Raw genomic sequence first — 24,428 nt, 5'->3', positions numbered from 1 at the left:
GCCTCAAGGCTCCCCATCGCCGAGGGACAACAGACTGGCATTACCACCCACTGCGGTGGTGTTGATTGTACGCGTGCGCTCGGTAACAAAGCGCAGCAGATAGTGCGGCCCACCGGCCTTGGGGCCGGTGCCCGACAAGCCCTGCCCGCCAAACGGTTGCACACCGACCACAGCGCCAATCTGGTTACGGTTGATGTACACGTTGCCGATGCGCACCCGCGCATCAATGTGTTCTGCCGTATCCTCGTTGCGGCTGTGCACCCCGAGCGTCAAGCCAAAGCCGGTCGCATTGATGTCATCGATAACCTTGTCCAGGTCACGATTGCGCCAGGTGACCACGTGCAGAATCGGCCCAAAGTGCTCCTTGGTCAATTCATTGATGCTATCCAGGCGGAAAGCCACCGGCGCGATAAAATGCCCATCCAGGCCCGGCGGAACCGGTGTCTCGGCGATCAGTCGCCCGGCCTGCTTGAGCTCACGCACGTGGGCCAGCAGCCCTTCTCGCGCTTCAGCGTCGATGACCGGGCCCACGTCGGTGTCACGACGCGCCGGATCACCTACATGCAGCTCAGCCATCGCGCCCTTGAGCAGCTCGATCACGCGCTCGGCGATATCTTCCTGCACAAACAGAACCCGCAGCGCCGAGCAGCGTTGGCCGGCACTCTGGAAGGCAGAGTGCACAACATCCTTGACCACCTGTTCAGGCAACGCAGTGGAGTCAACGATCATCGCGTTCTGGCCGCCCGTCTCGGCAATCATCGGCGCGATGGCACTGTCGCGGGCAGCAAGGGCGCGGTTGATGATGTGCGCGGTTTGGGTTGAGCCGGTAAAGGCAACGCCGGTGATACGCGAGTCGGCGGTAACCACACTGCCCACCTGCTTGCCATCACCCGGCAGCAGGGCCAGCACATCACCCGGCAGGCCGGCTTCGTGCATCAGCTCGACGCAGCGTACCGCCACCAAACTGGTTTGCTCTGCGGGCTTGGCAACCACGGTGTTACCACAGACCAGCGCAGCACTGACCTGCCCCAGGAAGATCGCCAGCGGGAAGTTCCAGGGGCTGATGCAGGCAAACACACCGCGGCCTTGCAGATAGATCTCGTTACTCTCGCCGGTCGGGCCGGGCAAGGTGATGGTGGCAAAACGCTGACGGGCCTGAGCGGCGTAATAGCGGCAGAAATCCACCGCCTCGCGCACTTCATCAATACCGTCCTGCAGCAGCTTGCCGGCCTCCAGGGTGCACAGCGCCATCAGCTCTGGCATGTGCTCTTCAAGCTTGTCTGCGGTCCGTTCCAGAATCGCAGCGCGCTGATCCACCGGGGTGGCATTCCAGCGCACAAAGGCGCTGCTCAAGCCATCGATCGCCTCGCGGGTCTGATCGGCGGTAGCCCAGACCACCTCACCTACCTGATGCGACAGCTGGTATGGACACAGCACAGGTCGAACCTCACCGCTCAGGCGCTTGCCGTTAACCAGTGGAGCACCGCTCCAGCGGCTGTTCCACCAGCTGTCCAGCTGCTCTTTCAGCGGCAGCCACTCGCAGAGTACGTTCATGTTGATGCCGCGCGAATTGCGCCGCCCTTCTCCGTAGAGGGCCGGCGGCAGCGGGATACGCGGGTTGGCCAGCACAGTATGGCGCTGCAGGGTTGCCACCGGGTGAGCCGTCAGCGTCTCGACCGGCACGCGCGGATCGACCAGCTTGTGCACAAAAGAGGAGTTGGCGCCGTTCTCAAGCAGGCGTCGCACCAGATAGGGCAGCAGATCCTTGTGAGCGCCGACCGGCGCGTAGATGCGCACCGGGCAACCCGCCTGCTCGATGACAGTGTCATACAGCGCATCGCCCATGCCGTGCAGACGCTGGAACTCGAACTCACGCTCGCCGGCCATGGACAGAATACAGGTCACGGTATGCGCGTTGTGGGTCGCAAACTGCGGATAGATATGACCATCAGTGAGCGGGCTAAGCAGGTAACGAGCACAAGCCAGGTAGGAAACATCGGTGGCTTCCTTACGGGTAAACACCGGGTAATTGGCCAGACCCGCCTGCTGCGACCATTTGATTTCCGAGTCCCAGTAGGCGCCTTTGACCAGGCGCACCGGAATGCGATCACCCTGCGAGCGCGCCACTAGGGTCAGCCAGCACAGCACCGGCAAGGCGCGTTTGGAGTAGGCCTGAACGACCAGACCGAAGTTGCCCCAGCCTTGCACATCGGGGTGGCGATAGACCTTTTCGAACAGCTTGAGCGACAGCTCCAGACGGTCCGCCTCTTCAGCGTCGATGGTGATACCAACATCACCCTTGCGCGCCTGACGCACCAGCTCCAGCACGCTTTCGCCCAGCTCTTCGATCACCTGTTCTTCACGGGCAACTTCGTAGTGCGGATGCAGTGCGGAGAGCTTGATAGAGATGGTGGGCTTGGGGCTGGCGCCCTTGTATTTGTCATCGACCAGCGCGGCGATGGCCTTGCTGTAGTCGGCAAAGTACTTGGCTGCATCAGCGCGGGTCAGTGCCGCCTCGCCAAGCATGTCAAAGGAATAAGTATAACCCTGGTCACGCTGCGGCTTGCCGTTCTTCAGTGCCTCGGTGATGGTGCGACCAAGGACAAACTGCCGGCCCATGATCTTCATGGCCTGCATCATCGCGCCGCGAATAACCGGCTCGCCGCTGCGCTTGACCAGACGGCCGAGCACGGTGCCGGGCGTGCCGTCGTGGCGCTTGTCCAGATTGACCACCTTGCCAGTCATGACCAGCCCCCAGGCGGCAGCGTTGACCAGGGTGTGCTCGCTCTGGCCCACGTGGCGATCCCATTGAGCGGCATTGAGCTTGTCGCGGATAAGCGCGTCAGCGGTATCAGCGTCGGGCACGCGCAGCAGCGCCTCGGCCAGACACATCAGCATGATGCCCTCCTGGGTGTCCAGACTGTACTGCTGCAGCAGGGCGTCGATACTGTCGACGGCGTTGTCACGCTTGCGTACGTCGATGATCAACTGGTTGGCCTTGCGCGACAGCGCTGCAAGGTCCTGCGCTTGTGCCAGCTCTATCAGCTCACGCAGATAGCTGTCTTCGTCGACGGCGTAATTGGCACTGACGGTGTGCAGGAATTCACTGGGCTGGCTGCGCAGGAAGTCACCCTGCAACGCCTCGCTGGCTTTAAACATTCTGGCATGCTCCTGGATCGACCCGGGCTCGGCAGTGAGCCGGCGGGTTATGAGTTCGCCTTACTACCACCCTAGACCATCAGGGCGCAGGCGACGAACCATCCGCTTTGTTGTGATGTAAATTCGCCACTGCCAGATCGGCAGGCACGATCATCGACTGTAGAAGCAGAACCGACGGGAATCTTGCAGAAAACTCTGATTTTTTTGCGAAAAGCTCGGAACTCAAGCGCTCAGACGGACCGCCCGAGGCGTTTCACCAAGCTGACGTCGCAGCGCGTGCGTCAACGCGCTTTGACTGGAGAAGCCGCAGCGGCTGGCGATCTCGGCAACCGGCAGGCGGGTTTCACGCAGCAACTGCGCCGCCTCACGCACACGCAACGCCAGTACGTGCTGATGCGGCGTCATGCCGGTGGCCTGTCGATACAGCGCATGAAAATGGCTACTGCTGACACACACCTGCGCGGCGAGCGCTGCAACACTGAGCGGTCTATCCAGATTGGCCAGCACATAGGCCTCAAGCCGTTGCAGCTCTTGCGCGCTCAGCGCGCCGCGCGCACGCTGAACATCGCCATCCAGGCCCAGACGCCGCTGCAAGGAAGCAAGCACCACGCCGCCCAGATGCCATTCAAGACCATCGTCAGCCGCTTGCGGCGCGGCCAGCGCGTACTGGGCAAAGTCCAGCAGCCCCTGTAATTGATGATCCAGCTGCACAAAGCGCGGCCGCTCGAACAATCGGTGTGCGCCATCACTGGCCAGCGCGCCCGCAGCCGCCACCGGTAAATCCATGATCAGCATGTTGTTGTGCCCACGCCCGGAAAAGGCGTGGGCCTCGCCGCTGGGCACCACACACGCGTGCAGGCGGTTGACCGCCCCGCCCTGCCCCTGCACTTCAAAATCCGCGCAGCCACGCAGCCCGATCACCAGTTGGTGCTCGGGGTGGGCATGGGTCGCGGTTTGAACCGGCAGATCGAGAATGCGTGTGCGCATGCTGGGCCATCCATCAATGCAGGCGCCCATGCTGCCACAAGTGCCCGAAAAAAACCGCTATTGAAATCGCCATCGGCCGCCGCCATCTCTGCAGCATGAACCACTGAAAAGGCCAACACATGAGCGATCAGGATTCAGACTACATCGAACACAACGCGGACGGCGCCAACCAGAGCAACGGCACTGGCCTAGCGCTACCCAACCAGCAGTTGCCCAAGACGCTGCACCTGTTGCCCATCAACAACCGCCCCTTCTTTCCTGCCCAGGTCATGCCAGTTGTCGTCAACGAACAGCCCTGGCATGAAACCATTGAGCAGGTGGCAGGTACCGAGCACAAGGCGCTATCGCTGTTCTATGTCGACAGCCCGCTGGACGCCGACGGTGAGATTGACCCGCAACAGCTGCCGGACACCGGCTGCGCGGTGCGCATTCACCATGCCGTGCGCGAAAACGGCAAGATCCAGTTCATCGCCCAGGGCCTGACCCGGGTACGCATCACCCGCTGGCTGAGCAAGACGCCGCCGTACCGGGTAGAGGTCCAGTACCCCGAAGCGCCGGCCGATGAGCGCGATGAGGTGCGCGCCTATGCCATGGCCTTGATCAATGCGATCAAGGAACTGCTGCCGCTCAACCCGCTGTACAGCGAAGAGCTGAAAAACTACCTCAACCGCTTCAGCCCCAACGACCCATCGCCCCTGTCCGACTTTGCCGCCGCCCTCACCTCTGCCAAGGGCGAGGCGCTGCAGGACGTGCTGGACACGGTCAGCATCCTGCGCCGCATGGAAAAAGTGCTGGGCCTGCTGAAAAAGGAAATTGAAGTAGCGCGTCTGCAGGGTGAGATAACCGCCGAGGTCAATCGCAGCATCAGCGATCACCAGCGCCAGTTCTTCCTCAAAGAGCAGCTTAAAATCATCCAGAAGGAGCTGGGGCTGTCCAAGGATGACCGCACCGCCGATATCGAGCAATTCCGCGAACGCCTTGAGGACAAAACACTGCCCGACGATGTACAGAAACGCATCGACGAGGAGCTGAACAAACTGTCGGTACTGGAGACCGGCTCGCCCGAATACGCCGTCACCCGCAACTACCTGGACTGGGCCACGGCGCTGCCCTGGGGCATCACACCACCGGATCGGATCGACCTTGCCCACGCGCGCAAGGTGCTCGACCGCGATCACGATGGTTTGAAAGACGTAAAAGAGCGGATTCTCGAGTTCCTCGCCGTGGGCGCATTCCGTGGCTCGGTGGCGGGCTCAATCATCCTGCTGGTGGGCCCGCCGGGTGTCGGCAAGACCAGCATCGGCCGCTCTATTGCCGAAAGCCTGGACCGTCCGTTCTATCGCTTCAGCGTTGGCGGCATGCGCGATGAAGCGGAGATCAAGGGCCATCGCCGCACCTACATTGGCGCCATGCCAGGCAAGTTCGTGCAGGCGCTGAAAGACGTTGGCGTAATGAACCCGGTCATCATGCTCGATGAGATCGACAAACTGGGCAGCAGCCATCAGGGCGACCCGGCCTCTGCCTTGCTGGAGACCCTGGACCCGGAGCAGAACAGCCAATTCCTCGATCACTACCTGGACCTGCGACTGGATCTGTCCAAGGTCGTGTTCGTCTGCACCGCCAATACGCTGGACAGCATCCCGGGCCCGCTGCTCGATCGTATGGATGTCATTCGTCTATCTGGCTATATCGCCGAAGAGAAACTCGCCATCGCCAAGCATCACCTCTGGCCACGTCAGCTGGAGCGCGCCGGTTTGAAGAAAAGCCAACTGCGCATAACCGACAAGGCGCTGCACCAGGTGATTGAGGGCTATGCTCGCGAGGCCGGGGTACGCAACCTGGAGAAGCAGCTAGGCAAGCTGGTGCGCAAATCCGTTGTGCAATTGCTGGAACAGCCTGACAAACGCATCAGCATCAAGCCAGCCGACCTCAAAGACCTGCTTGGCACACCGGCGTTTCGTACCGAGAAGCAGCTCAAAGGCATCGGCATCATCACCGGCCTGGCCTGGACGTCCATGGGCGGCGCCACCCTGCCCGTTGAGGCAACCCGCATACACACCCTCAACCGGGGCTTCAAACTGACCGGCCAACTGGGCGAGGTGATGAAAGAGTCGGCCGAAATCGCCTACAGCTATCTGTGCGCCAACCTCGCCACGTACAAGGCAGAGCGCAGTTTCTTTGACGAGGCCTTTGTTCACTTGCACGTCCCGGAAGGAGCAACGCCAAAGGACGGCCCCTCCGCCGGCGTAACGATCGCCAGCGCCCTACTCTCGCTAGCCCGCCAGCAGGCGCCCCGCAGTGGACTGGCGATGACCGGCGAGATCACGCTGACCGGCCATGTACTGCCCGTTGGCGGCATTCGCGAAAAGGTTATCGCCGCGCGCCGCCAGGGCATTCACGAGCTGATATTGCCGGAGGCAAACCGGGGTGACTATGAGGAACTGCCGGACTACCTGCGCGAGGGCATGACCGTACACTTCGCCAGGCACTTCCGTGATGTTGCCAAGGTGCTGTTTGCCTGAACGAAAAAGGGCGACCCGAGGGTCGCCCTTTTCATTACCGCCAGCTCAGCGCTTGGAGTCCTCGCGCTCAAGGTGGTTGAACGAATCGTGTTCGTCCAATTCCTCAATCTCGGGGAACTCGTGCAGGCTGCTCTCGAACGGCTCATCATCTACCGGAGCAGACTCGGTCTTGCTGTTCTTGCGGGCCGGAGTGGGAGTCAGACCTTCAATCAGATCCCAGTCAGGGTCCAAGGTGAAGTCATTGAGGTTCATCGGCGTATCGCTGGTATCCAGATCGTCATCCAACTCAGCCGATCCAAAATCTTCATCGCCAGCCAGCACATCCTCAACGGTGTCCAGCGGCGCTGCATTCGGCTTCTCCAGCTGCGGGAAGCGGGCCTTCAGCTGATCGACACGCTGCATGTCACCGTCCAGACGCGCGATAGCAGCAGACTGCTCGGCAAAGCCCTCTGCGTCACCCAGCTCGCCGGTCACGCGGGCCTGCTTGTAACGCAGGTCCAGGTTGTCAGGATCTTCGGCAATCGATTTGTCCAGCAGCGAACGCGCTTCGGCAAAGCGGCCATAGGTGATGTACAAATCAACACCTTCTGCACTGTCTTCGAATGCGGCGCTGGTAGACGCACCGGTCGCGGCAACAGCAGCAGCGCCACCAGCGGCGACAACGCGATTATCCGAACCCGACAGCGGAGCGCTGCTGGCCGGCGCAGGTGCTGCCGGCTGCGGCTTACCGCGCAGGCGGGAAACAACCAAACCGATCAAAAAGGCCAGCAAGCCGACCAGCAAAGACCACCAAAGCATGCCACCGGAGGACTTGGACTCCTCAGCGGCTGCAGGCATTTCGGCGGCAATGGCACCGGCGGCCGGGTCATCACTGCCGTACGGGGATGCATCAGAACCGCCGCCACCACTACCCAGAGAACCACCGGCGCCGGCCATAGCTGCCTGCTCCTGTTCGGCTTCACGGGCAGCGCGCAGAACTTCCAGCTCGGCCTGCAGTGCAGCAATCTGACGGTCGCGGGTATCCAGCTCGCTCAGCAGAGCATTGAAGCGGCCCTCCAGATCGGTCAGCCGGCTTTGCAGCTGGGCTGACTCGGCTTCTGCCTCTGTCACTTCGTCTTCTTCGATGCGCAGACGGGCTTCGCCGGTCTGCGCCACCGCCGGTGTCTCAGGCGCTTCGTCCTGGGATGCACCATCAACCTGAGCGCTACTGCTCGCCTGGCTGCTGGGCAGCGCCGCGCGCTGTTCGGTACCGGCATCGTCGTCAGCCACCTCCGCCACGCTGGAAGCGGCTTGGGCATCGCCGCTGCCACCCAGTTGCTCGGCGGTCGGCAGGACCAACGTCTGGCCCAGCTTCAAACGGTCGATATCACCATTGACGAAGGCACCACGGTTAAGCGAATGGATAGCAGCCATGGTGTCATTGATGGAGGCGACCGGAGTAGGACGCGTGCGCTCGGCAATGGTCCAAAGCGTATCGCCGGAAACAGTCGTGTAGCGCTCGGCTCCTGGCTGGGGCTTGAATTCAGGCAACGAGGCCGCTTCAGGACGCGGCGCCGATTCGGCGGGGCGGTCGGCGATGCGCGAGCGCGGTGGCGGCGCACTGACCACCGGGTTCACAGCCACCGGGGCGGTCTCGGAGTAAAGCGGCGGGTCCAGCAATACCGTGTACTCGCGCAACAAGGTGCCACTGGGACGACGCAGCTCGACGAGAAAGTTAAGGTAGGGCTCGCGCACCGGCTGCGATGATTTTACGCGCACCGTCAGTTGGCGGTTCTCCACCACCGGGGTGAACTGCAACCCGGTGAGGAAGTAGGGCCGTTCAATGCCCGCCGCATCAAAGGCAGAGGAATCTGCCAGCTTGATCACGACGTCCGACGGCCCGAGGCCCTCGGCGCCCTGCAACGCGATCACCGCATCCAGGGGTTGGTTCAGAGCTGACTTGAGCTGGATCTCCCCTAGCCCCAGCGCATTTGCAACTCCGGCATAGAGTACCGCTAGCGAAGCGGCCCCAATAACTATCTGGCGTTTGGCAGCCATACCCTTTCCTCGTTTGCCTGTCGGTAACGGCTTAGTGCCCCGCTACCCGGTGCGTCCATTGCTATTAGTATCAGCGGTTTTACCCATGTAGTCCGACACGGGCGCCGCATAAGTCGGCATTATGCCACCAGCGTTACGCGAATCGAATGCCACAGGGTCATTTATAGTCAAAAAAACAGTGAAAATGATCACTTTGGAGCTGCAAAGCCAATAACTTGGCCATGTGACACAGCGCACACTTCCTCAACAAGTCAAGCAACCCACCCGCCACCCTGTCAAGCCTGCTAGAATGCGCTACCCATTCAGCCACGTGGAAAGCCGGCATGTCCGAGGTCGACAACCTGTTCGCCAACCCCTTCAGCAAGGTCAATGATTTCACCTTTGACCACGCCGTTGCGCGGGTTTTCCCGGACATGATCAAGCGCTCGGTACCCGGCTATCCGACCATTATCGAAAGCATTGGCGTCATTGCCAGGCAATATGCCCAGCCCGATACACTGATCTACGATCTGGGCTGCTCGCTCGGCGCGGCAACCCAGTCCATGCGCCGTCATTTGCCCCAGCAGGGTAACCGGATTCTGGCCGTCGACAACGCCGAGGCCATGGTCGAGCGCTGCCGCGAGTACCTCAGTGCGCAAGATGCCATGCTTGAGGAGCCGATTGCCGCCGAGGTGATCTGTGCCGATATTACCGAGCTGACACTGCAACCCTGCTCGCTGGTGGTACTGAACTTTACCCTGCAGTTTGTGCCGCCGGAACAACGCCTGGCACTGCTTCGCCAGATCCGCCAGGCCCTGCTGCCCGGCGGCGCCCTGATCCTGTCAGAAAAGCTGACCTTTACCGACAGCCAGACCCAGAACAGCCTTGAAGCACTGCACTATGGCTTCAAGCGTGCCAATGGCTACAGCGAACTGGAGATCGCCCAGAAACGCACGGCAATTGAAAACGTCATGCGCCCGGACCCGCTCGAAGTGCACCAGCAGCGCCTGCTCGACGCGGGCTTCAGCCACAGCCATCTCTGGTTCCAGTGTCTCAATTTTTGCTCGATGATTGCTCACGCGTGATTGATTACAGCCCCCTGCTCAAAACCCTCTCCCACTCCCCTCTGGCACATTGGCAGAGCGCCTTGGCTGCGGGCCTGCAACAGCGCCTGGAAGGCCTGCAACATGGCGATCTGGAGCGCTGGCAGAGCAGCCTGAACACGCTGCCACCGGTTGCTGGCGTGGAGTGCGATTTTTCCGAGGGCGTCTGCCTGCGGAGCAACACGCCGCTGGATCAGACCACGCAGACGCAATTACATGACGCGCTTCAGGGGCTGCACCCCTGGCGCAAGGGGCCCTTCGATCTGTTTGGCGTGCATGTCGATACGGAGTGGCGTTCCGACTGGAAGTGGCAACGCGTGGCGCCGCATATCGACCTCAGCGGCAAGCGGGTACTGGATATTGGCTGTGGCAACGGCTACTACATGTGGCGCATGTGGCAGGCCGGCGCGGAGCTGGTCATCGGGGTAGACCCCAACCTGCTGTTTCTCAACCAGTTTGAGGCGGTCAAGCGCTACCTGCCGCACGCGCCGGTCTGGCAGTTGCCGTTCACGCTGGAGGAACTGCCCGAGCCGACAGCCGCCTTTGACACCGTGTTTTCCATGGGCGTGCTCTACCATCGCCGCTCGCCACTTGACCATCTGCTGCAGCTCAAAGCCTGCCTGCGCCCCGACGGTGAATTGGTGATGGAGACGCTGGTTATCGAGGGGGACGAGCAGCAATGCCTGCTGCCCGAAGACCGGTATGCGCAAATGCGCAACGTATGGTTCCTGCCATCGGTGCCCATGCTTGAGCGCATGCTGCGCCGCGCGGGCTACAGCGACGTCCGCTGCGTCGATCTGAATCGCACCAGTGTGGACGAGCAGCGCAGCACCGACTGGATGCGCTTTCAGTCATTGCCGTCCTTCCTTGACCCGGCCGACAGCAGCAAGACCATTGAAGGCTACCCGGCGCCGTTGCGCGCGACACTGGTGGCGCGTAAGTAAAAGAGCTCGAATAACGCCTGTCCAAAACACGCATGGTGAAACGTGCACAGGGGTTGTCCCGTTTACGCGGGCGAGTAGCGCAGGACTGACGGGAAAAAGAGTCATAGGATATCTGAGGAGCGAAGCGACGAGTTTTATGACTACCTCGCCGGCCACCCCCGTCAGGCCGAGCAACGCAGCGAACCCGAAGGGCCGCGTAGTCGGGTGCCCGGGGGATGGCTGGGCAAGCAGCTCCCCTTGGCTCGTCGTAAAAGGCGAAAGGCGGGCTCCACTACAGCAGCAAGCCAAATCCTTTGCACGCCGCTCGACACAAGCACCCGAGCACGGCAGTAATTTACCCAAACACCGTAACCGTCTGCCGACTGATCGCCACCAGCTCACCAGCTGGATTCCAGATCATCGCCGAGCAGTGCCCATAACCGTCACGCGCATGCTCAATGATGGCCTTGTAGAGCAACCAGCCGTCTGCACCGACCGGTGGCTGGGGCTGCACAAACTCGATAGTCCAGGTCAGTGAGCTGGCCGGAGCACGCTCTTTCAGGTGCGGCAGTACCGCGGGTGGCCATACGTCGACCAGACCGACCAGATGCACCTCATCGAACTGCGCAAGCGGCTCGTCAAAACGCATCCAGCCGCCCATCTCGCGCTTGCGGCTATTGGTGCAGGGGTAGTCACCAAAGGTCCAGCGGGTATCGAAATAACGCAGAAAGTTGGGCATCACACCCTCAACAAAGGGCGTGCGCTGGCAGGTCTCTGGCGCAGGCGCGGCAGGCGCAGGCTCAGCCGGCACATCGACACTTGAGGGGCGGCCCGCGCCAAAGCTGCCCTGCACGATACACATGGTCTCGCCATTTTGTACCGCACGGCCCAGCACCTGCGTCACCGCACGGCCTTCGCGCAGCACTTCTGCCTGAACCTGTACGGGAATACCGGGCTGAACCGGACCAACAAAGGTTATCGCCAGCGAGCGCACCGGTCGCGGCTCGGCAAGGCTGGCTCGCATGCCACGCAGTACTAGTGCGGCAACCAGGCCGCCGTAGCCGGCACGGCCCTGGGCCCACTCGGGCGGTACGGTGACAGTGCAATCCGAGGACTGATCAAAAGCGGCGAGAAGAGCAGCAAAATTCATGGTCTGGTTCCGGCTAGTCGAACAAAGCCGACCATCATAGGCGAGCCCCTGCCTACTTACCAGTCAGCTGCGGCCCTGGTGCTGCAAACGCAAACCACACAGCCAGCCCAAGGCCAGCCACGCTGGCGGCATGTCCGGCCAGTCTGCCGCGCCGATATCCAGCAGCTCAAAACCAGGCTCACCGGCACGGGCCATCAACCGCTCGTACCACCAGACCAGATAGAAGCCCTGCCCGGTGGCATGCTGCCCCGCCAACTGGGCCCGCAGGCGCATGGGTAGCGACGCAAACAGCAGCTCGTCCAGACGAGTAAATATCTGCTTCTCGTTTTCCAGGTACGCTGCCTGGGCAGCCGGTTGCAGATCCATCTGGGCGGCAAGAATAGCCAATTGAGCTGCGTACTCGCGGTGAGTGGTCAGCGGGTTAACCTGGCTGCGCCAGTCCAGCTGCGCCCGCTCGATGGACTCGATAAGGGTCACAGGGCCAGCGCTGGGCGCATCCAGCAAGGCGGCCAGCCAACGGCGCTGAAAGCCCGGCAACTGCTCTACCCAGACCAACAGCTCGGCACTGCTGGAGCCGGCCCGAGGCTGCCAGCTGACAGTTTCGCCCTCACTCAGCTCGGCCACGCGCTGCATGCGACGTGGCCAGCTAGCCGGCAGCAGTTGCTCACGCAGCGCGTCCCAGCGTGCACCCAACTCGGCCTGCTTGCCGGCCACCCAGCGCTCGGCAAGCCAGCGACGACGCGACTTATAGGCGCCCATCGTTCAGTTGCCCCAATCGTTCTTTCATCATGCGGATAATGCCCTTGTAATCTTCAACCAGCATCTGCGCCTCGGCCACCGGCACGGCGCGGCAGAGGTCCAGCGTGAAGTGGCCCAGTCGCGAGCTGTACAGGCCAACCCCTACGCCCTGCCCTACACGCGCCGCCAACTTCTCCAGCAACCCGGACAGCAGCGAATCGCTGAGTGCGCTCACAGCCACCTCAGTGCCACCGGCCAGGGCGATATTACGCAACACATGACGTGCCAGGCGCCAGCGGCTGAGGCGGCCAATCGGCAGTCCGTAGCACACCGCGACGCGCTGCATCAGGCGGATATTGCGCCACACCACCAGCAACAAGTCGACCGCCACCCAGGGACTGGAGGCGACCAGCACACCGGTGCTGACCGACTCCTGGCGGATGATCTGCCGGGCACGCTGATCGATCGGCTGATAAAACTGCAGGTTAAGCCGCTGAGTGATTTCACGCGCATCGTGGGAGCCATCAAGATCAGCACAGGCGCGTTGCAACAGACCAGCCAGCGGGCTGTCTGCGTACACGCCCTGCAAGCGATCCAGCCAATCCACCGCTACACGTTGCCCCGGCTCACGCAGCGCCTGGTGCATTTCACTACGCAACTGCTCGAGCTCACTCAGGCGGTGGCGCTGGCGTCGCAGGTCTCGCCAGGCGAGCAGCCCGGTGCCCGCCAGCGCCGTCCCCACACTGCCCACCAGCGCGCCCCACAGGGGTTGCCACTGCCAGGCCTGCCAAGTCCATTCGCCCCACTGCAGGCCAGCACCGCCCAAGGCGACACCCAGCCCCAGCCCCCACAGCCGTCGTGGCCAGCGGCTCGGCGGCGGCGCGTTGAGGGTCGATGGCAGCTCGGGCATCTCTTGAGCCTGCTCGCCAGGCAGCGCCTCAGCGCTGCCAAGCAGCTCGGTGCGCCGGGTTGGATCATCGGCTGTGGTCTGCCAGGTGTCGAGAATCCGGGTTTTCTGGTCACTGCTCACGGCTCGGCTCCTTCAATCAGCCAGGCAATCAGATCATCCATGCGGTAATGCGGAAACGGCTCGCTACGGTGCAGGCCTGGCGGCGGGCGCAGTGGCAGCAGATCTGGACTGCTGACCTGCAGTGATTGCGGCAGATGCGCCGGAATATCGCCCGGACGATACCGCACCCACCCCTCCTCGCCCTGCAAACCGGCGACCAGCGCATCTCCCTCCTGACGGGTGGCACGAATGGCCGACAGGGGGAGTCCGCGCACCTCAACCCCGCCATGACGCACATCAGCCAACCGGTCGACCATCAGGTCCTCAAGGCACTGCTGCACGGCGCGCTGCTGGGCCGGGTTAACCTTATCGACCTTGGTGGCGCAAAAGGCCAGGCGACCAATCCGCGGACGAAAGCGCAGCAGCCGTGCCAGCAGGCCACTGCGGCCATAGTCAAAGCTGGCAAGCACTGCCTCCATCGCATCGCGCAGGTCGTTCAACGCGGCCTCGCCGGCGTCCATCGGGCCGAGCATATCCACCAGCAATACCTGCTGATCCAGATGCCGGAAATGCTGTTCAAAAAAGCCCCGCACAACAAAATCACGATAGTAATTGAAGCGCGCCTGGCACTCCGCCCACCAACTACCCTGCTCGCCCGCGCTATGTCGATTGGCAAGCAGCAGCGGGACAAATTGCAGCATTTGTGGCGCAACATCACTGCCGGGCTGGAGAAAACGCGCTGGCTGATTACGCGACAAACCGGCCTCACTACGGCAGCGCAGCAGGAACTGCCGCCACTGCTCAGTCAAATCAACCAGCTGAACCGCGTCCACCGGGGCAGCGGGGTCAAGGCCCAGCAACGTGTCTCTCAACGGTCCCGCGAGGGAGCGGCGCGGCTCGGCTTCGAGCCATTGCCGCATCTGCTCGCACCATTGTCCGTAGTCGAGCTGCAGCAACGGCAGATCAAGCAGCCACTCACCGGGGTAATCGATAATCTCCAGCCGCAGCTGGCGGGTGGATTGCAGCTTGCGCAGCAAGCCTTGCGGGCGAAAGCGCAGATCTATCACCACCCGTGAGAGGTCGCTGGTGGAGTCAGGCCAGCGCGCGGGCTGCGCCGACAAGGCGCCCAACGACTCCAGATAGGGGAAGGCACGCTCCACATTATCGCGCTGCCAGCGTACCGATTCGAGCCGGTCAAAGGGCGCACGCCGGGACAGCAGGCCTTTGTTGTGGTTCTCCAACTGGTTAATCAAGCTGGTGATAAAGGTAGTCTTGCCGGCCCCACTCAGGCCGGTTACTCCGACTCTCAAACGCTGCTGTCCCAGTCCCTCGGCACGTTGTGCCACTTGCTTGAACCAGTTCGCAGAATTATTTGGCACGGTGCAGGCACTCCAGAAATCATTTATGGTCTATGACCAGTATTACACAACCACCCCAGGCAAAGAGGCACCCCCTAATGGCGTATTCGGATTCCCACAGCAAGGCTATCGGTTACCTTCTCTGGATTTTCGGATTTATGGGTGCACACCGCTTCTACTATGGCAGACCCTGGACCGGCACCCTGTGGTTCTTCACCCTTGGGTTGTTCTTTATCGGCTGGATTATCGACCTGTTTCTGATCCCGAGCATGGATCGCGCCGCTGACCGTCGCTTCCGTACCGGGCGGATCAATTTCAACCTCACCTGGATTCTATTGACCTTCCTTGGCTTATTTGGTGCCCATCGTCTTTACATGGGCAAGTGGATCACCGCCATCATCTACTTCTTCACCGGCGGGCTATTTTTGATCGGCATTCTTTACGACTACTGGACACTGAACGAACAGATTTCTGTCGAGAACATGCGGCGCGAGTGGTAAACACGCCAGCACCGGACACAAAAAAGCCGTCGCATAACGACGGCTTTTTTGCATGACCGCAACTTATACCGGGTCGTTGCGGGTCAGCAGCTCTTCGGGCAGGTGCTGGATGTAATCATCCTGCTGAGGCGGCATTTGTACGTGAAACCCTTGAGCGTTCAGATTCTCCATGACCTTGAGCACGTCTTCCTGCGCCAGCTTGCGCTCGGCACTCAACTCCAGATCCATGGCATGCTCGAGCCGCCCCACGTACTGCAACAAGGCAGCCGGCAGTTCATCCAGCGCCGCGCCCGTGGGAAGGTACAGATACATACCCTGGCGCTTGCTGCTGCGATAGATAGAGCAAGGCAAGCTCATTCGGCCACCTCCAGCGCGTTGTTGGCTGCGTTGAGCAACGCATCGCCGAGCAGTGCTCGCCGCCACCCGGTCAACTCCTCCGGCAAGCTGTAGGGTCCGCTGGGATAACCAGTGCGCACCATTGCCTCCAATACCTTTTTACGCAGCATGATTTCCGGCGCGATACCACGGCGTTCGGCTTCCTGCTGGCCCACCTTGCGAAGACGCTTGAGCAGACGGTTGGCTGCAGCCGGCAAGGGCTCTGGCAAGGCCTCGGGGTAGTCCGCCGGCGCCACTGCCTGACCCTCTCGAATCAGACGCAGCAGGGTTTCGCCTTCGTGGCGTACGGTACGCGGATGCATATCCTCAATCCGCGACAGCGCTTGCAGCGAGTCAGGCCGGCGCTGGGCCAGCGGGCAGAGCGTTCGCTCGCGCAGTAGCCGGTTACGCGCAACATCACGTGCGCGTGATTCGCGCTCGCGCCAGGCGGCAATGACCTGCAGCACGGCGAGATCGGCAGGTTCCAGGCGCCAGGCCTGCTTCACGTGTTGATAAGCCAAGGCCGGCTCGATGACCTGCCCGCTGGCGGCCACCTGCTCAGCGGTGTCGGCCAATAGCCAATCAGTCAGCCCGGCAGCTTCCAGACGTGGCGCCATGATGCGATACAGCTCGGCCAGGTGCTGGGCGTCACGCGCGGCATACTCCACCTGCGCGGCGCTCAACGGGCGCTGTAGCCAGTCAGAGCGGGTTTCATCCTTGGGCAGATCGATCTGCAGCAACTCGCTGACCAGCCGCGAATAGCCCATGGAGAAATCCATACCCAGAAACGCGGCTGCCAGCTGCGTATCAAACAGCGGGCTTGGCAGCGCACCGCACAGGCGCGAAAAGACCTCCAGGTCCTCGCTGCAGGCATGCAGGACTTTCACTACCGCCGGATCCTCTAGCAAAGCAACCAGCGGGGCCCAGTCGGTAATTGCCAGCGGATCAATCAATACCGCCTGCTCGCCATCACCAACCTGAATCAGGCCAGCAATGGGATAAAAGGTTTCCGTGCGAACGAACTCGGTATCCACCGCAACAAAGGGCAGGCTCTGCCAGTGTCGGCACCAGCGCGCGAGCTCGGCGTTATCATCAATCATCAGGGTTTTTGCCAACGGCGTAGTCATGGGCGGCCTTATGTGTAAACTGGCCGCAGTATAACTGATCAACCGCCGCCCTGCCGCGCCCGGAGCGTACTGATCAGCCCTGCCTGTATCAGGCTGTGAAGCGCTACAACGAATAGCCTGGCTGCGTTTTTGCAGCGTCTAGCGGACCTGCAGACCAACAATCGGTGGGTGAGCCGAAGCCTCGGCCAGGACTTCATTGCTAGAGCGCTTCAAGTTTGACCGGGATCAACCGATATAAGAGGGTGACAACGGATACTGGCGTTCTGCTGACGCCAATCTGTCGACCGTTCCTGTTTCCACCGTGCTCTGGAGTATGCATGCGTTTTCTTCAACACCTGCCGCTGAAATACAAGTTCTGGGCACTCAATGGCGTCGCCTTTGCTGCCACCCTGGCACTGGTACTAGTTGCCCTCGGCGTAGAGCAGCGAACGATTGAGCACAGCCGACAGCAATTGGCCCAGGCCATTGCCGCCAGCCCTGCTACGCAGGCGCAGGCCGACGGGGTGCAGTGGATCAACGCACCCGCAGGGCAAAGCGGCAGCAACCGCTGGGTCGATGCCACAGCCCTGGGCAATCAGCAGGCACAGCGCTTCACCGGTGCCTGGTTGGCTGGCGACGGCAAAGCGCTGGCGGTCGAGCGTCAGGACTTCATGCAGCTGCTCGTGGCCAGAGCGCCCCTGTATGCCGGGGTTGTCTTCGCGCTGATGCTGCTGGTACTGCTGGTCTCGCAAATGCTGATCTCGTTTATTACCCAGCATATTCTGGCCCTGCGCGACGTCATGATTTCAGTGCAGAACAGCGGCGACCTGACCCTGCGGGCTAAGGCCGATTCACGCGATGAAGTGGGCTCCATGGCCCGCGCGTTCAACGCCATGCAGCAATCCCAGCAACAGGTCGTCTCCTCGGTGCGCCAGGCCGCTCAGGAATTGGACCAACGCGCAATGGCAATGGCAGGGCTGATGAGCCAGGTCCGCGATGGCATGGTGTTGCAACAGGGCGAAACCGATCAGGTGGCCGCAGCCGTCAACGAGATGAGCGCTACCGTGCAGGACATTGCCGGCAGCACTGCCCTGTCGCGCGACCAATCCACTCAGGCCAACAGTCTAGCGACACGTGGGCGCGATCAGGTGCTGCAGGTACGCCAGACCATCACAGGCCTGGTCACCAGCATCGACCGCTGCACCGAGCATATGCACCAGCTGTCGAGCCACAGCCAGGAGATCAGCGGTGTTGTGCGGGTAATCCGTGAGATTGCCGAGCAGACCAACCTGCTGGCCTTGAACGCTGCGATTGAAGCAGCCCGTGCCGGTGAGTCAGGGCGCGGCTTTGCGGTAGTCGCCGACGAGGTTCGCGCACTGGCACAACGGGTCCAGACCTCGACCGATGACATCCAGCGCATGATCGAAGCGCTGCAGGGCGGTACAGCCGTCGCTGTGGAAGACATGCAGGCCAGCGCCGGACTGACCCATGCCTCGGTTGATCAGGTGGCCGACGCGGGCGAATCGTTGCACGAAATTGCGGCCGCGGTCAGTCAAATCAGTGAAGGCAACAGCGAAATTGCATCCGCCGTGGAACAGCAAAGTCAGGTCGCCGATGCCATCACCCAGAGTGTGGTGGAGATTCGCGACGTTACCGAACGCACTGTTCAGCAGACAATCAGCAGCGCTGAAACCAGTGACCAGCTGGCTCGCCTGGCCAATCAGCTAAGCGAAGCTGTCAGCCGGCTGCGCACCTGAGGACACACCGGGCGGCGGCTCGCCGCCCGGCCTTGCCCTCTCCCTTACTCCAGCACAATGCGGCCGGCATTATTGCTCAGCGTGCTGGCGCCGATACCCTTTACTGCCGTCAGCGACTCAACCGACGCAAAGGCACCGTTCTCGTCACGGTAAGCGACAATGGCCTCGGCCTTGGCTTCGCCAATGCCCTGCAGCACTTCGGCCATTTCTGCCGCGCTGGCGGTGTTGATGTTGACGGTCGGGCCTGCTGCATCATCAGCCCAGGTAGGAGCTGCCAGCAGGCAGCTGACAACCAGAGCCATCGCACTCAATAACTGACGCATGTTACTTCCTCCATGTGATTGGTTAACGCCGCACTGAAGGAACAGACTTCAGCCACTATCCCTGCGGCTCACGCAAGCTAGAACAAAAAAGGCCGCAGAGCGATATGCTCTGCGGCCTTGATGTGATCTGACTCGCAGCTTGCTTGGCAGATACTTACTGAGCGTCGAACCCGCGCTGCAGATCAGCCCTGAGATCAGCAACCTCTTCAAGCCCGATCGCCAGGCGAATCAGCCCGTCCCGAATACCTGCGGCTTCACGCGCTTCCGGCGTCAGGCGACCATGGGTGGTCGTTGCCGGGTGCGTGATGGTGGTCTTGGCGTCACCCAGGTTGGCGGTGATGGACACCAGTCGCGTGGCATCAATAAACCGCCACGCTGCCTCACGCCCGCCCTTGAGTTCAAAACTGACCACGGCACCGAAGGCCGACTGCTGCGCCTTGGCCAACGCGTGCTGCGGGTGCGACGGCAGGCCACTGTAGTAAACGTGCTCCACCTCAGGGCGCTGCTCCAGCCACTCGGCAATCTGCTGTGCCGACTCACAGTGCGCGCGCATGCGCAGGCGCAGCGTTTCCAGGCCCTTGAGAAATACCCAGGCATTGAACGGGCTGAGGGTGGGGCCTGCTGTGCGCAGGAAACCGACCAGCTCCTGCATCTGCTCACGCCGACCGACCACAACGCCGCCCAGGCAACGACCCTGACCATCGATGTACTTGGTAGCAGAGTGAACAACAATATCCGCGCCCAAACTCAGCGGCTTTTGCAGGGCTGGCGTGCAAAAACAATTATCAACCACCAGCTTGGCGCCGTGCTCACGTGCCAACGCGCCCAGTGCACCGATATCGGCCAGTTCCGCCAGCGGGTTGGAAGGCGATTCGATAAACAGCATGCGCGTATTCGGCTTGAAGGCGGCACGCCAGGCGTCCAGATCAGAAAGCGGCACATAGTCCACTTCTATGCCAAAACGCTTGAAGTACTTCTCGAACAGACTGACGGTTGCGCCAAACACCGCACGCGAGACCAGAATATGGTCACCGGCCGAGCACAGACTCATGACGGTCGCCATTATGGCTGCCATGCCCGATGCCGTAGCCACCGCCTGTTCGCCCCCTTCGAGCTGCGCCATACGCTCCTCAAAGGTACGAACAGTCGGGTTCATGTAACGCGAGTAGACATTACCCTCGGCTTCGCCGGCAAAGCAGGCGGCCGCATCTGCAGCACTGCGAAAGACGTAGCTTGAGGTCAGAAACAGCGCCTCGCCATGTTCAGCCTCGGGCGTGCGGCGCTGACCGGCGCGCACGGCCAGCGTATCGAAGCCGGCACCATCCAGATCACTGTCCAGGCGCCCTGCTTGCCATTGTTCACTCATCAGTCAAAACCCCTTCACAGCGGCCAGCGCCGCCGATCTCAATTATTGTGCAGATCGATAATGGCGCTGACGCGCTCGACGGTCGATTTGGCCGCGTCGTTGCGCGCCTGCTCGATGCGATCCAGATACTGTTCGTTGACGTCGCCGGTCACGTATTGGCCGTCAAATACCGCACAATCGAAGGCATCGATCTTGACCTTACCACCACCGACAGCCTCTTTCAGGTCTTCCAGATCCTGATACACCAGCCAGTCGGCACCGATCAGCTCCGCCACCTCTTCGGTGGTACGCCCGTGAGCAATCAGCTCATGCGCACTGGGCATGTCGATCCCATAGACGTTGGGATAACGCACCGCCGGTGCCGCCGAGCAGAAGTAGACCTTCTTGGCCCCGGCCTCGCGGGCCATCTGGATAATCTGTTTACAGGTGGTGCCGCGAACAATGGAGTCGTCTACCAGCAGCACATTCTTGCCACGAAACTCAAGGTCGATCGCGTTGAGTTTCTGCCGTACCGATTTCTTGCGCGCAGCCTGACCCGGCATGATGAAGGTACGGCCGATGTAGCGGTTCTTGACGAAGCCTTCGCGGAACTTTACGCCCAGCTGGTTCGCCAGCTCGACCGCCGAGGTGCGGCTGGTGTCGGGAATCGGAATGACCACGTCGATGTCGTGTTCAGGGCGCTCGCGCTGGATCTTCTCGGCCAGTTTCTCGCCCATGCGCAGGCGCGCCTTGTAGACGGATACGCCGTCCATCAGCGAGTCAGGACGAGCCAGATAAACGTGCTCGAAGATACAGGGAGCATACTGGGGGTTCTCGGCACACTGGCGGGTGAACAGCTGACCATCTTCAGTGATGTAGACCGCCTCACCCGGCGCCAGGTCGCGAATCAGGGTAAAGCCAAGGACATCCAGCGCCACGCTTTCGGAGGCGATCATATACTCGACACCCTGGTCGGTGTGGCGCTGGCCGAACACGATCGGGCGGATGCCATGGGGGTCGCGGAAACCGACAATGCCGTAACCGGTAACCATGGCTACAGAGGCGTATCCGCCTACACAGCGGCGGTGCACCTGGCTGACCGCGGCAAATACATCCTCTTCGGTCGGCTGCAGCTTGTTGCGTACTGCCAGCTCGTGAGCGAACACGTTCAGCAGCACTTCGGAATCGGAGGTGGTATTGACGTGACGCAGATCTGACTCGTAAATCTCGCGCGACAGGCGCTCCACATTAGTCAGGTTGCCGTTGTGGGCCAACGTAATACCGTAGGGCGAGTTGACGTAGAACGGCTGCGCTTCAGCCGAGCTGGAGCTGCCGGCGGTCGGATAGCGCACGTGGCCGATACCCATGTTGCCCACCAGGCGCTGCATGTGGCGCTGGTGAAAAACGTCACGGACCAGACCATTATCCTTGCGCAAAAACAGCCGACCGTGCTCGCAGGTCACAATGCCGGCGGCGTCCTGGCCGCGATGCTGCAGGACGGTCAGAGCATCATAGAGCGCCTGATTGACGTTCGACTTGCCCACTATGCCAACAATGCCACACATGCCTGAGTACCTTCTTGATTGGGAGGCGGCGCATTCCGGGACACCCGGATCAGCGTCCCGCCATTTGCAGAATGAGGTTTTTCGACCAGTCCGCGACCAGCAGAAAATGCGGAATGACAACGGACTCGCGCCACCAGGTGTCGGCCTCGACCGGAGCCAGACTGAGCAGCCCTACAGCCACCACGACCAGCAGCGCGCCCCGGGCGGCACCAAACACCATGCCGAGGAAGCGATCAGTACCGCTCAATCCAGTCGCTATCACCAACTGGCCGATCAGATAGTTGATTAGCCCGCCCAGCAACAGCGTCATCACAAAAAGAATGGAACAGGCAGCAATGACTCGCAGCGACGGTGTCTCGATATAAGGAGCCAGCAGCTCAGCCAGCGCACCGCCGAACAGCCAGGCAACCAGCCCGGCGATAACCCAGGTCAGCAAAGACAAGGCTTCCTTGACGAAACCTCTGGTCAGACTAATCAGGGCGGAAACCACAATGATGGCGACGATTGCCCAGTCAACCCAGGTCAAAGACACGATTAAATACCCTGCTCAACAAAGGCCGACATTCTAGCAGAGCTATTCGGGCCATCGAAACAAGCAAAAACGCGACAACTCAACCGCGCCCGCTGGAAGCGTCATACGCTACCACCAACCCCTTGTTGCCACGCTTGCGCTCCAGCTCGTCACGCAGGCGATTGGCCGCCTCACGGCTGGCAAGCGGCCCGACATAGACGCGGGTAATCGCATTGCCCTGCACCGTCACGGCATGGGTGTAGGCGTTGTAACCCTGGGTACGCAGCGTCTGACTCAGCCCCTCGGCGTTGGCGGCGCTGGAAAAGCTGCCCAGCTGAATTACCCAGTCGCCAGTGGCAGGTGGGGCCGGCTCCGGGGCCGGCTCAGGCGCTGCGGTGACGGTTTCAGGTTCAGGGGCAGGCTCAACAACAGATGCTGGCTCCGGAGTAGCGACCGGCTCCACCGGCGCGGGCGCTGGGTCAAGCGTCTCCGGCATCGCGGCGACCGTCGGTGCCGGCGGCAGCTCAGCCGACTCTACCGGGGCAATCGGCTCACGATCAAGCAGTGGCGCCTCGGGCACCTCCACCTCGACCTGAACCGTCTCATCCTGCCCGGACAGCAGCATGGGCAAAAAAACCACGGCAGCGACAATCAGTACGACAGCACCAATGATGCGCTGTTTGAGACGTTCATCCATCCTGCTTACCCCGGCTAATTACGATAGCCAGAGTATGGCGTCGGCGACGCAGAAAAACGACCCGAAAATGACAATTTCAGTATCAGTAGACGTTTCGCTCAATGCCGACTCCAACGCCGCCGCGATAGAGGCACACGACTGAACCTGCTCACCAGTCGCGTCAAGAGCCTGTTGCAGCTGGTGCGCGGAACGACTGCGCGGGCTTGGCAGCGGCGCCACGAACCAACGCTCGAACGTACCGGCCAACGGCGCCAACACGCCCGGCAGGTCCTTATCAGCCAACAGACCAAATACCGCAACACGCGGGCGCTGGCCCTGCTGAACCAGGGATTCGGCCAGAAAGGCTGCCGCATGCGGGTTGTGCCCCACGTCCAGCACCAGACGGCGGCGCTGCCCTTGCCAATCTATCTCGCGCGACTCCAGCCGCCCGGTTGCACTGGCCGCAGCCAGCGCCTCACCCAAAGCTGCGTCAGGCAGGTCCAGCCCGGCCGCCCAAAAGGCGTGAACCGCCACTGCCAGATTGTCGCGCGGTAAGCGCACCGGCGGCAGCAGCAGCGACCGCGCCGCGCCAACACCGCCCTCGCCGCTCAACTGCCAATGACCATCCGGCTGCACCTGCACAGTGAAGTCTCGATCACGTTGGACCAACTGGCAGCCAAGGCGCTCAACCGCCTGGACAAAGGTATCGGGCAGCTCTCGCTCGCCACTGACCACCGGACGTTCATGGCGCAAGATACCGGCCTTCTCGGTGGCCACCGAGGCCCGTGTGTTGCCCAGATACTCCTGATGGTCGATACCGATGCTGGTCACCACCGCAACATGAGCATCGACCACATTGACCGCATCCAGACGGCCGCCCAGCCCCACTTCCAACACCACGGCGTCCAGCTCTGCGCGCTTGAACAGCCACAGCGCCGCTAGGGTGCCAAACTCGAAATAGGTCAGGGAGATATCGCCGCGCAGCTCATCAATGGCAGCAAAGGCAGCGCACAGGCTGGCGTCATCGGCCAACTGCCCATCAAGACGCACACGCTCGTTGTAGTGCACCAGATGCGGCGACGTATAGCAGCCGGTGCGCAGGCCGCTGCGGCGCAACAGGGCTTCCAGTGCGGCGCAGGTTGACCCCTTGCCGTTGGTGCCGGTGACGGTAAAAACCAGCGGGGCCGGAGTGAGCACGCCCAGTCGCTCTGCGACCAACCGTACCCGCTCCAGCCCCATGTCGATCTCGCTGGGGTGCAACCCTTCCAGCCGAACCAGCCAATCGGCCAGACTGCGTGCACTCAT

Annotated in this window: 20 protein-coding genes; 5 read left to right on the top strand and 15 right to left on the bottom strand. The window is 61.7% G+C overall.

All coding sequences use genetic code 11. From position 1 onward, the window contains the following. Positions 1-3: 3 nt before the first annotated feature. Together putA and BM116_RS12595 are read right to left on the bottom strand one after the other, a co-directional pair. Entirely contained in the window at positions 4-3,159 is a 3,156-nt protein-coding gene (gene putA, locus BM116_RS12600) for a bifunctional proline dehydrogenase/L-glutamate gamma-semialdehyde dehydrogenase PutA (RefSeq protein ID WP_090475192.1), read from the bottom strand. A 222-nt stretch (positions 3,160-3,381) separates the two neighbouring features. After that, entirely contained in the window at positions 3,382-4,146 is a 765-nt protein-coding gene (locus tag BM116_RS12595) for an AraC family transcriptional regulator (RefSeq protein ID WP_083729196.1), read from the bottom strand. A gap of 119 nt (positions 4,147-4,265) precedes the next feature. Here BM116_RS12595 and lon point away from each other — a divergent pair, with 119 nt between their 5' ends. Further along, entirely contained in the window at positions 4,266-6,668 is a 2,403-nt protein-coding gene (gene lon, locus BM116_RS12590) for an endopeptidase La (RefSeq protein WP_083729198.1), read from the top strand. A gap of 45 nt (positions 6,669-6,713) precedes the next feature. Here the strand turns inward: lon and BM116_RS12585 are convergent, their stop codons facing one another. Next, on the bottom strand, positions 6,714-8,705 hold the full coding sequence (locus BM116_RS12585) for a type IV pilus assembly protein FimV (protein ID WP_083729200.1): 1,992 nt from the start codon (positions 8,703-8,705) through the stop codon (positions 6,714-6,716). Between the two features lie 323 nt (positions 8,706-9,028). On the opposite strand from BM116_RS12585, the gene cmoA reads away from it, so the two are divergent. Together cmoA and cmoB are read left to right on the top strand one after the other, a co-directional pair. Next, the gene (gene cmoA, locus BM116_RS12580) at positions 9,029-9,769 is read left to right on the top strand and encodes a carboxy-S-adenosyl-L-methionine synthase CmoA (RefSeq protein ID WP_083729202.1); all 741 of its coding nucleotides are present in this window, start codon (positions 9,029-9,031) and stop codon (positions 9,767-9,769) included. Continuing rightward, complete coding sequence (gene cmoB, locus BM116_RS12575; protein ID WP_083729204.1) at positions 9,766-10,731, top strand: tRNA 5-methoxyuridine(34)/uridine 5-oxyacetic acid(34) synthase CmoB; 966 nt, start codon at positions 9,766-9,768, stop codon at positions 10,729-10,731. Before cmoA ends, cmoB begins: the two co-directional genes overlap by 4 nt. Before the next feature lie 334 nt (positions 10,732-11,065). Here the strand turns inward: cmoB and BM116_RS12570 are convergent, their stop codons facing one another. From BM116_RS12570 to BM116_RS12555, 4 genes are all read right to left on the bottom strand, one after another. Beyond that, positions 11,066-11,860 carry an acyl-CoA thioesterase gene (locus BM116_RS12570; protein ID WP_083729206.1) on the bottom strand — a complete coding sequence of 265 codons (795 nt, stop codon included), beginning with the start codon at positions 11,858-11,860 and terminating at the stop codon, positions 11,066-11,068. A gap of 63 nt (positions 11,861-11,923) precedes the next feature. Further along, complete coding sequence (locus tag BM116_RS12565; protein ID WP_083729208.1) at positions 11,924-12,619, bottom strand: hypothetical protein; 696 nt, start codon at positions 12,617-12,619, stop codon at positions 11,924-11,926. After that, positions 12,606-13,628 (bottom strand): TIGR01620 family protein, encoded by a 1,023-nt coding sequence (locus BM116_RS12560; protein ID WP_090475189.1) that lies wholly within the window; start codon positions 13,626-13,628, stop codon positions 12,606-12,608. The genes BM116_RS12565 and BM116_RS12560 overlap by 14 nt, the downstream gene beginning before the upstream one ends. Further along, positions 13,625-14,986: a YcjX family protein gene (locus BM116_RS12555; RefSeq protein WP_169847288.1), complete on the bottom strand. Its 1,362-nt coding sequence runs from the start codon at positions 14,984-14,986 to the stop codon at positions 13,625-13,627. The genes BM116_RS12560 and BM116_RS12555 overlap by 4 nt, the downstream gene beginning before the upstream one ends. A 77-nt stretch (positions 14,987-15,063) precedes the next feature. Between BM116_RS12555 and BM116_RS12550 the strand changes: the two genes are divergently transcribed. Further along, the gene (locus BM116_RS12550) at positions 15,064-15,465 is read left to right on the top strand and encodes an NINE protein (RefSeq protein WP_083728159.1); all 402 of its coding nucleotides are present in this window, start codon (positions 15,064-15,066) and stop codon (positions 15,463-15,465) included. 63 nt (positions 15,466-15,528) lie between these two features. Here the strand turns inward: BM116_RS12550 and BM116_RS12545 are convergent, their stop codons facing one another. Then, positions 15,529-15,822, bottom strand: a complete 294-nt coding sequence (locus BM116_RS12545; protein WP_083728160.1) for a YcgL domain-containing protein — start codon at positions 15,820-15,822, stop codon at positions 15,529-15,531. Continuing rightward, positions 15,819-16,967, bottom strand: coding sequence for a ribonuclease D (gene rnd / locus BM116_RS12540; protein WP_083728161.1), 1,149 nt, complete (start codon positions 16,965-16,967; stop codon positions 15,819-15,821). Before rnd ends, BM116_RS12545 begins: the two co-directional genes overlap by 4 nt. Before the next feature lie 317 nt (positions 16,968-17,284). Here rnd and BM116_RS12535 point away from each other — a divergent pair, with 317 nt between their 5' ends. Next, on the top strand, positions 17,285-18,703 hold the full coding sequence (locus BM116_RS12535) for a methyl-accepting chemotaxis protein (protein ID WP_083728162.1): 1,419 nt from the start codon (positions 17,285-17,287) through the stop codon (positions 18,701-18,703). Between the two features lie 44 nt (positions 18,704-18,747). Here BM116_RS12535 and BM116_RS12530 read toward each other — a convergent pair whose 3' ends face one another. The 6 genes from BM116_RS12530 to folC form a co-directional block, all read right to left on the bottom strand. Next, positions 18,748-19,026 carry a ComEA family DNA-binding protein gene (locus tag BM116_RS12530; protein ID WP_090475187.1) on the bottom strand — a complete coding sequence of 93 codons (279 nt, stop codon included), beginning with the start codon at positions 19,024-19,026 and terminating at the stop codon, positions 18,748-18,750. 154 nt (positions 19,027-19,180) lie between these two features. Continuing rightward, the gene (locus BM116_RS12525) at positions 19,181-20,392 is read right to left on the bottom strand and encodes an O-succinylhomoserine sulfhydrylase (protein ID WP_083728163.1); all 1,212 of its coding nucleotides are present in this window, start codon (positions 20,390-20,392) and stop codon (positions 19,181-19,183) included. A gap of 38 nt (positions 20,393-20,430) precedes the next feature. Then, on the bottom strand, positions 20,431-21,936 hold the full coding sequence (gene purF / locus BM116_RS12520; protein WP_083728164.1) for an amidophosphoribosyltransferase: 1,506 nt from the start codon (positions 21,934-21,936) through the stop codon (positions 20,431-20,433). Between the two features lie 49 nt (positions 21,937-21,985). Beyond that, positions 21,986-22,468, bottom strand: coding sequence for a CvpA family protein (locus tag BM116_RS12515; RefSeq protein ID WP_083728165.1), 483 nt, complete (start codon positions 22,466-22,468; stop codon positions 21,986-21,988). Positions 22,469-22,547: 79 nt separating this feature from the next. Further along, positions 22,548-23,144 (bottom strand): SPOR domain-containing protein, encoded by a 597-nt coding sequence (locus BM116_RS12510; protein WP_083728166.1) that lies wholly within the window; start codon positions 23,142-23,144, stop codon positions 22,548-22,550. Positions 23,145-23,162: 18 nt separating this feature from the next. Continuing rightward, entirely contained in the window at positions 23,163-24,428 is a 1,266-nt protein-coding gene (folC, locus tag BM116_RS12505; protein ID WP_083728167.1) for a bifunctional tetrahydrofolate synthase/dihydrofolate synthase, read from the bottom strand.

The organism is Halopseudomonas pachastrellae (assembly GCF_900114765.1).
In the GTDB taxonomy this organism is placed as follows: domain Bacteria; phylum Pseudomonadota; class Gammaproteobacteria; order Pseudomonadales; family Pseudomonadaceae; genus Halopseudomonas; species Halopseudomonas pachastrellae.
This window is presented reverse-complemented; position numbering and strand designations above follow the sequence as displayed.

Coding starts and splice junctions, on each gene's coding strand:
- putA (WP_090475192.1), bottom strand. CDS start 3,159: ATGTTTAAAGCCAGCGAGGCGTTGCAGGGTGACTTCCTGCGCAGCCAG.
- BM116_RS12595 (WP_083729196.1), bottom strand. CDS start 4,146: ATGCGCACACGCATTCTCGATCTGCCGGTTCAAACCGCGACCCATGCC.
- lon (WP_083729198.1), top strand. CDS start 4,266: ATGAGCGATCAGGATTCAGACTACATCGAACACAACGCGGACGGCGCC.
- BM116_RS12585 (WP_083729200.1), bottom strand. CDS start 8,705: ATGGCTGCCAAACGCCAGATAGTTATTGGGGCCGCTTCGCTAGCGGTA.
- cmoA (WP_083729202.1), top strand. CDS start 9,029: ATGTCCGAGGTCGACAACCTGTTCGCCAACCCCTTCAGCAAGGTCAAT.
- BM116_RS12570 (WP_083729206.1), bottom strand. CDS start 11,860: ATGAATTTTGCTGCTCTTCTCGCCGCTTTTGATCAGTCCTCGGATTGC.
- BM116_RS12565 (WP_083729208.1), bottom strand. CDS start 12,619: ATGGGCGCCTATAAGTCGCGTCGTCGCTGGCTTGCCGAGCGCTGGGTG.
- BM116_RS12550 (WP_083728159.1), top strand. CDS start 15,064: ATGGCGTATTCGGATTCCCACAGCAAGGCTATCGGTTACCTTCTCTGG.
- BM116_RS12545 (WP_083728160.1), bottom strand. CDS start 15,822: ATGAGCTTGCCTTGCTCTATCTATCGCAGCAGCAAGCGCCAGGGTATG.
- rnd (WP_083728161.1), bottom strand. CDS start 16,967: ATGACTACGCCGTTGGCAAAAACCCTGATGATTGATGATAACGCCGAG.
- BM116_RS12535 (WP_083728162.1), top strand. CDS start 17,285: ATGCGTTTTCTTCAACACCTGCCGCTGAAATACAAGTTCTGGGCACTC.
- BM116_RS12530 (WP_090475187.1), bottom strand. CDS start 19,026: ATGCGTCAGTTATTGAGTGCGATGGCTCTGGTTGTCAGCTGCCTGCTG.
- BM116_RS12525 (WP_083728163.1), bottom strand. CDS start 20,392: ATGAGTGAACAATGGCAAGCAGGGCGCCTGGACAGTGATCTGGATGGT.
- purF (WP_083728164.1), bottom strand. CDS start 21,936: ATGTGTGGCATTGTTGGCATAGTGGGCAAGTCGAACGTCAATCAGGCG.
- BM116_RS12510 (WP_083728166.1), bottom strand. CDS start 23,144: ATGGATGAACGTCTCAAACAGCGCATCATTGGTGCTGTCGTACTGATT.
- folC (WP_083728167.1), bottom strand. CDS start 24,428: ATGAGTGCACGCAGTCTGGCCGATTGGCTGGTTCGGCTGGAAGGGTTG.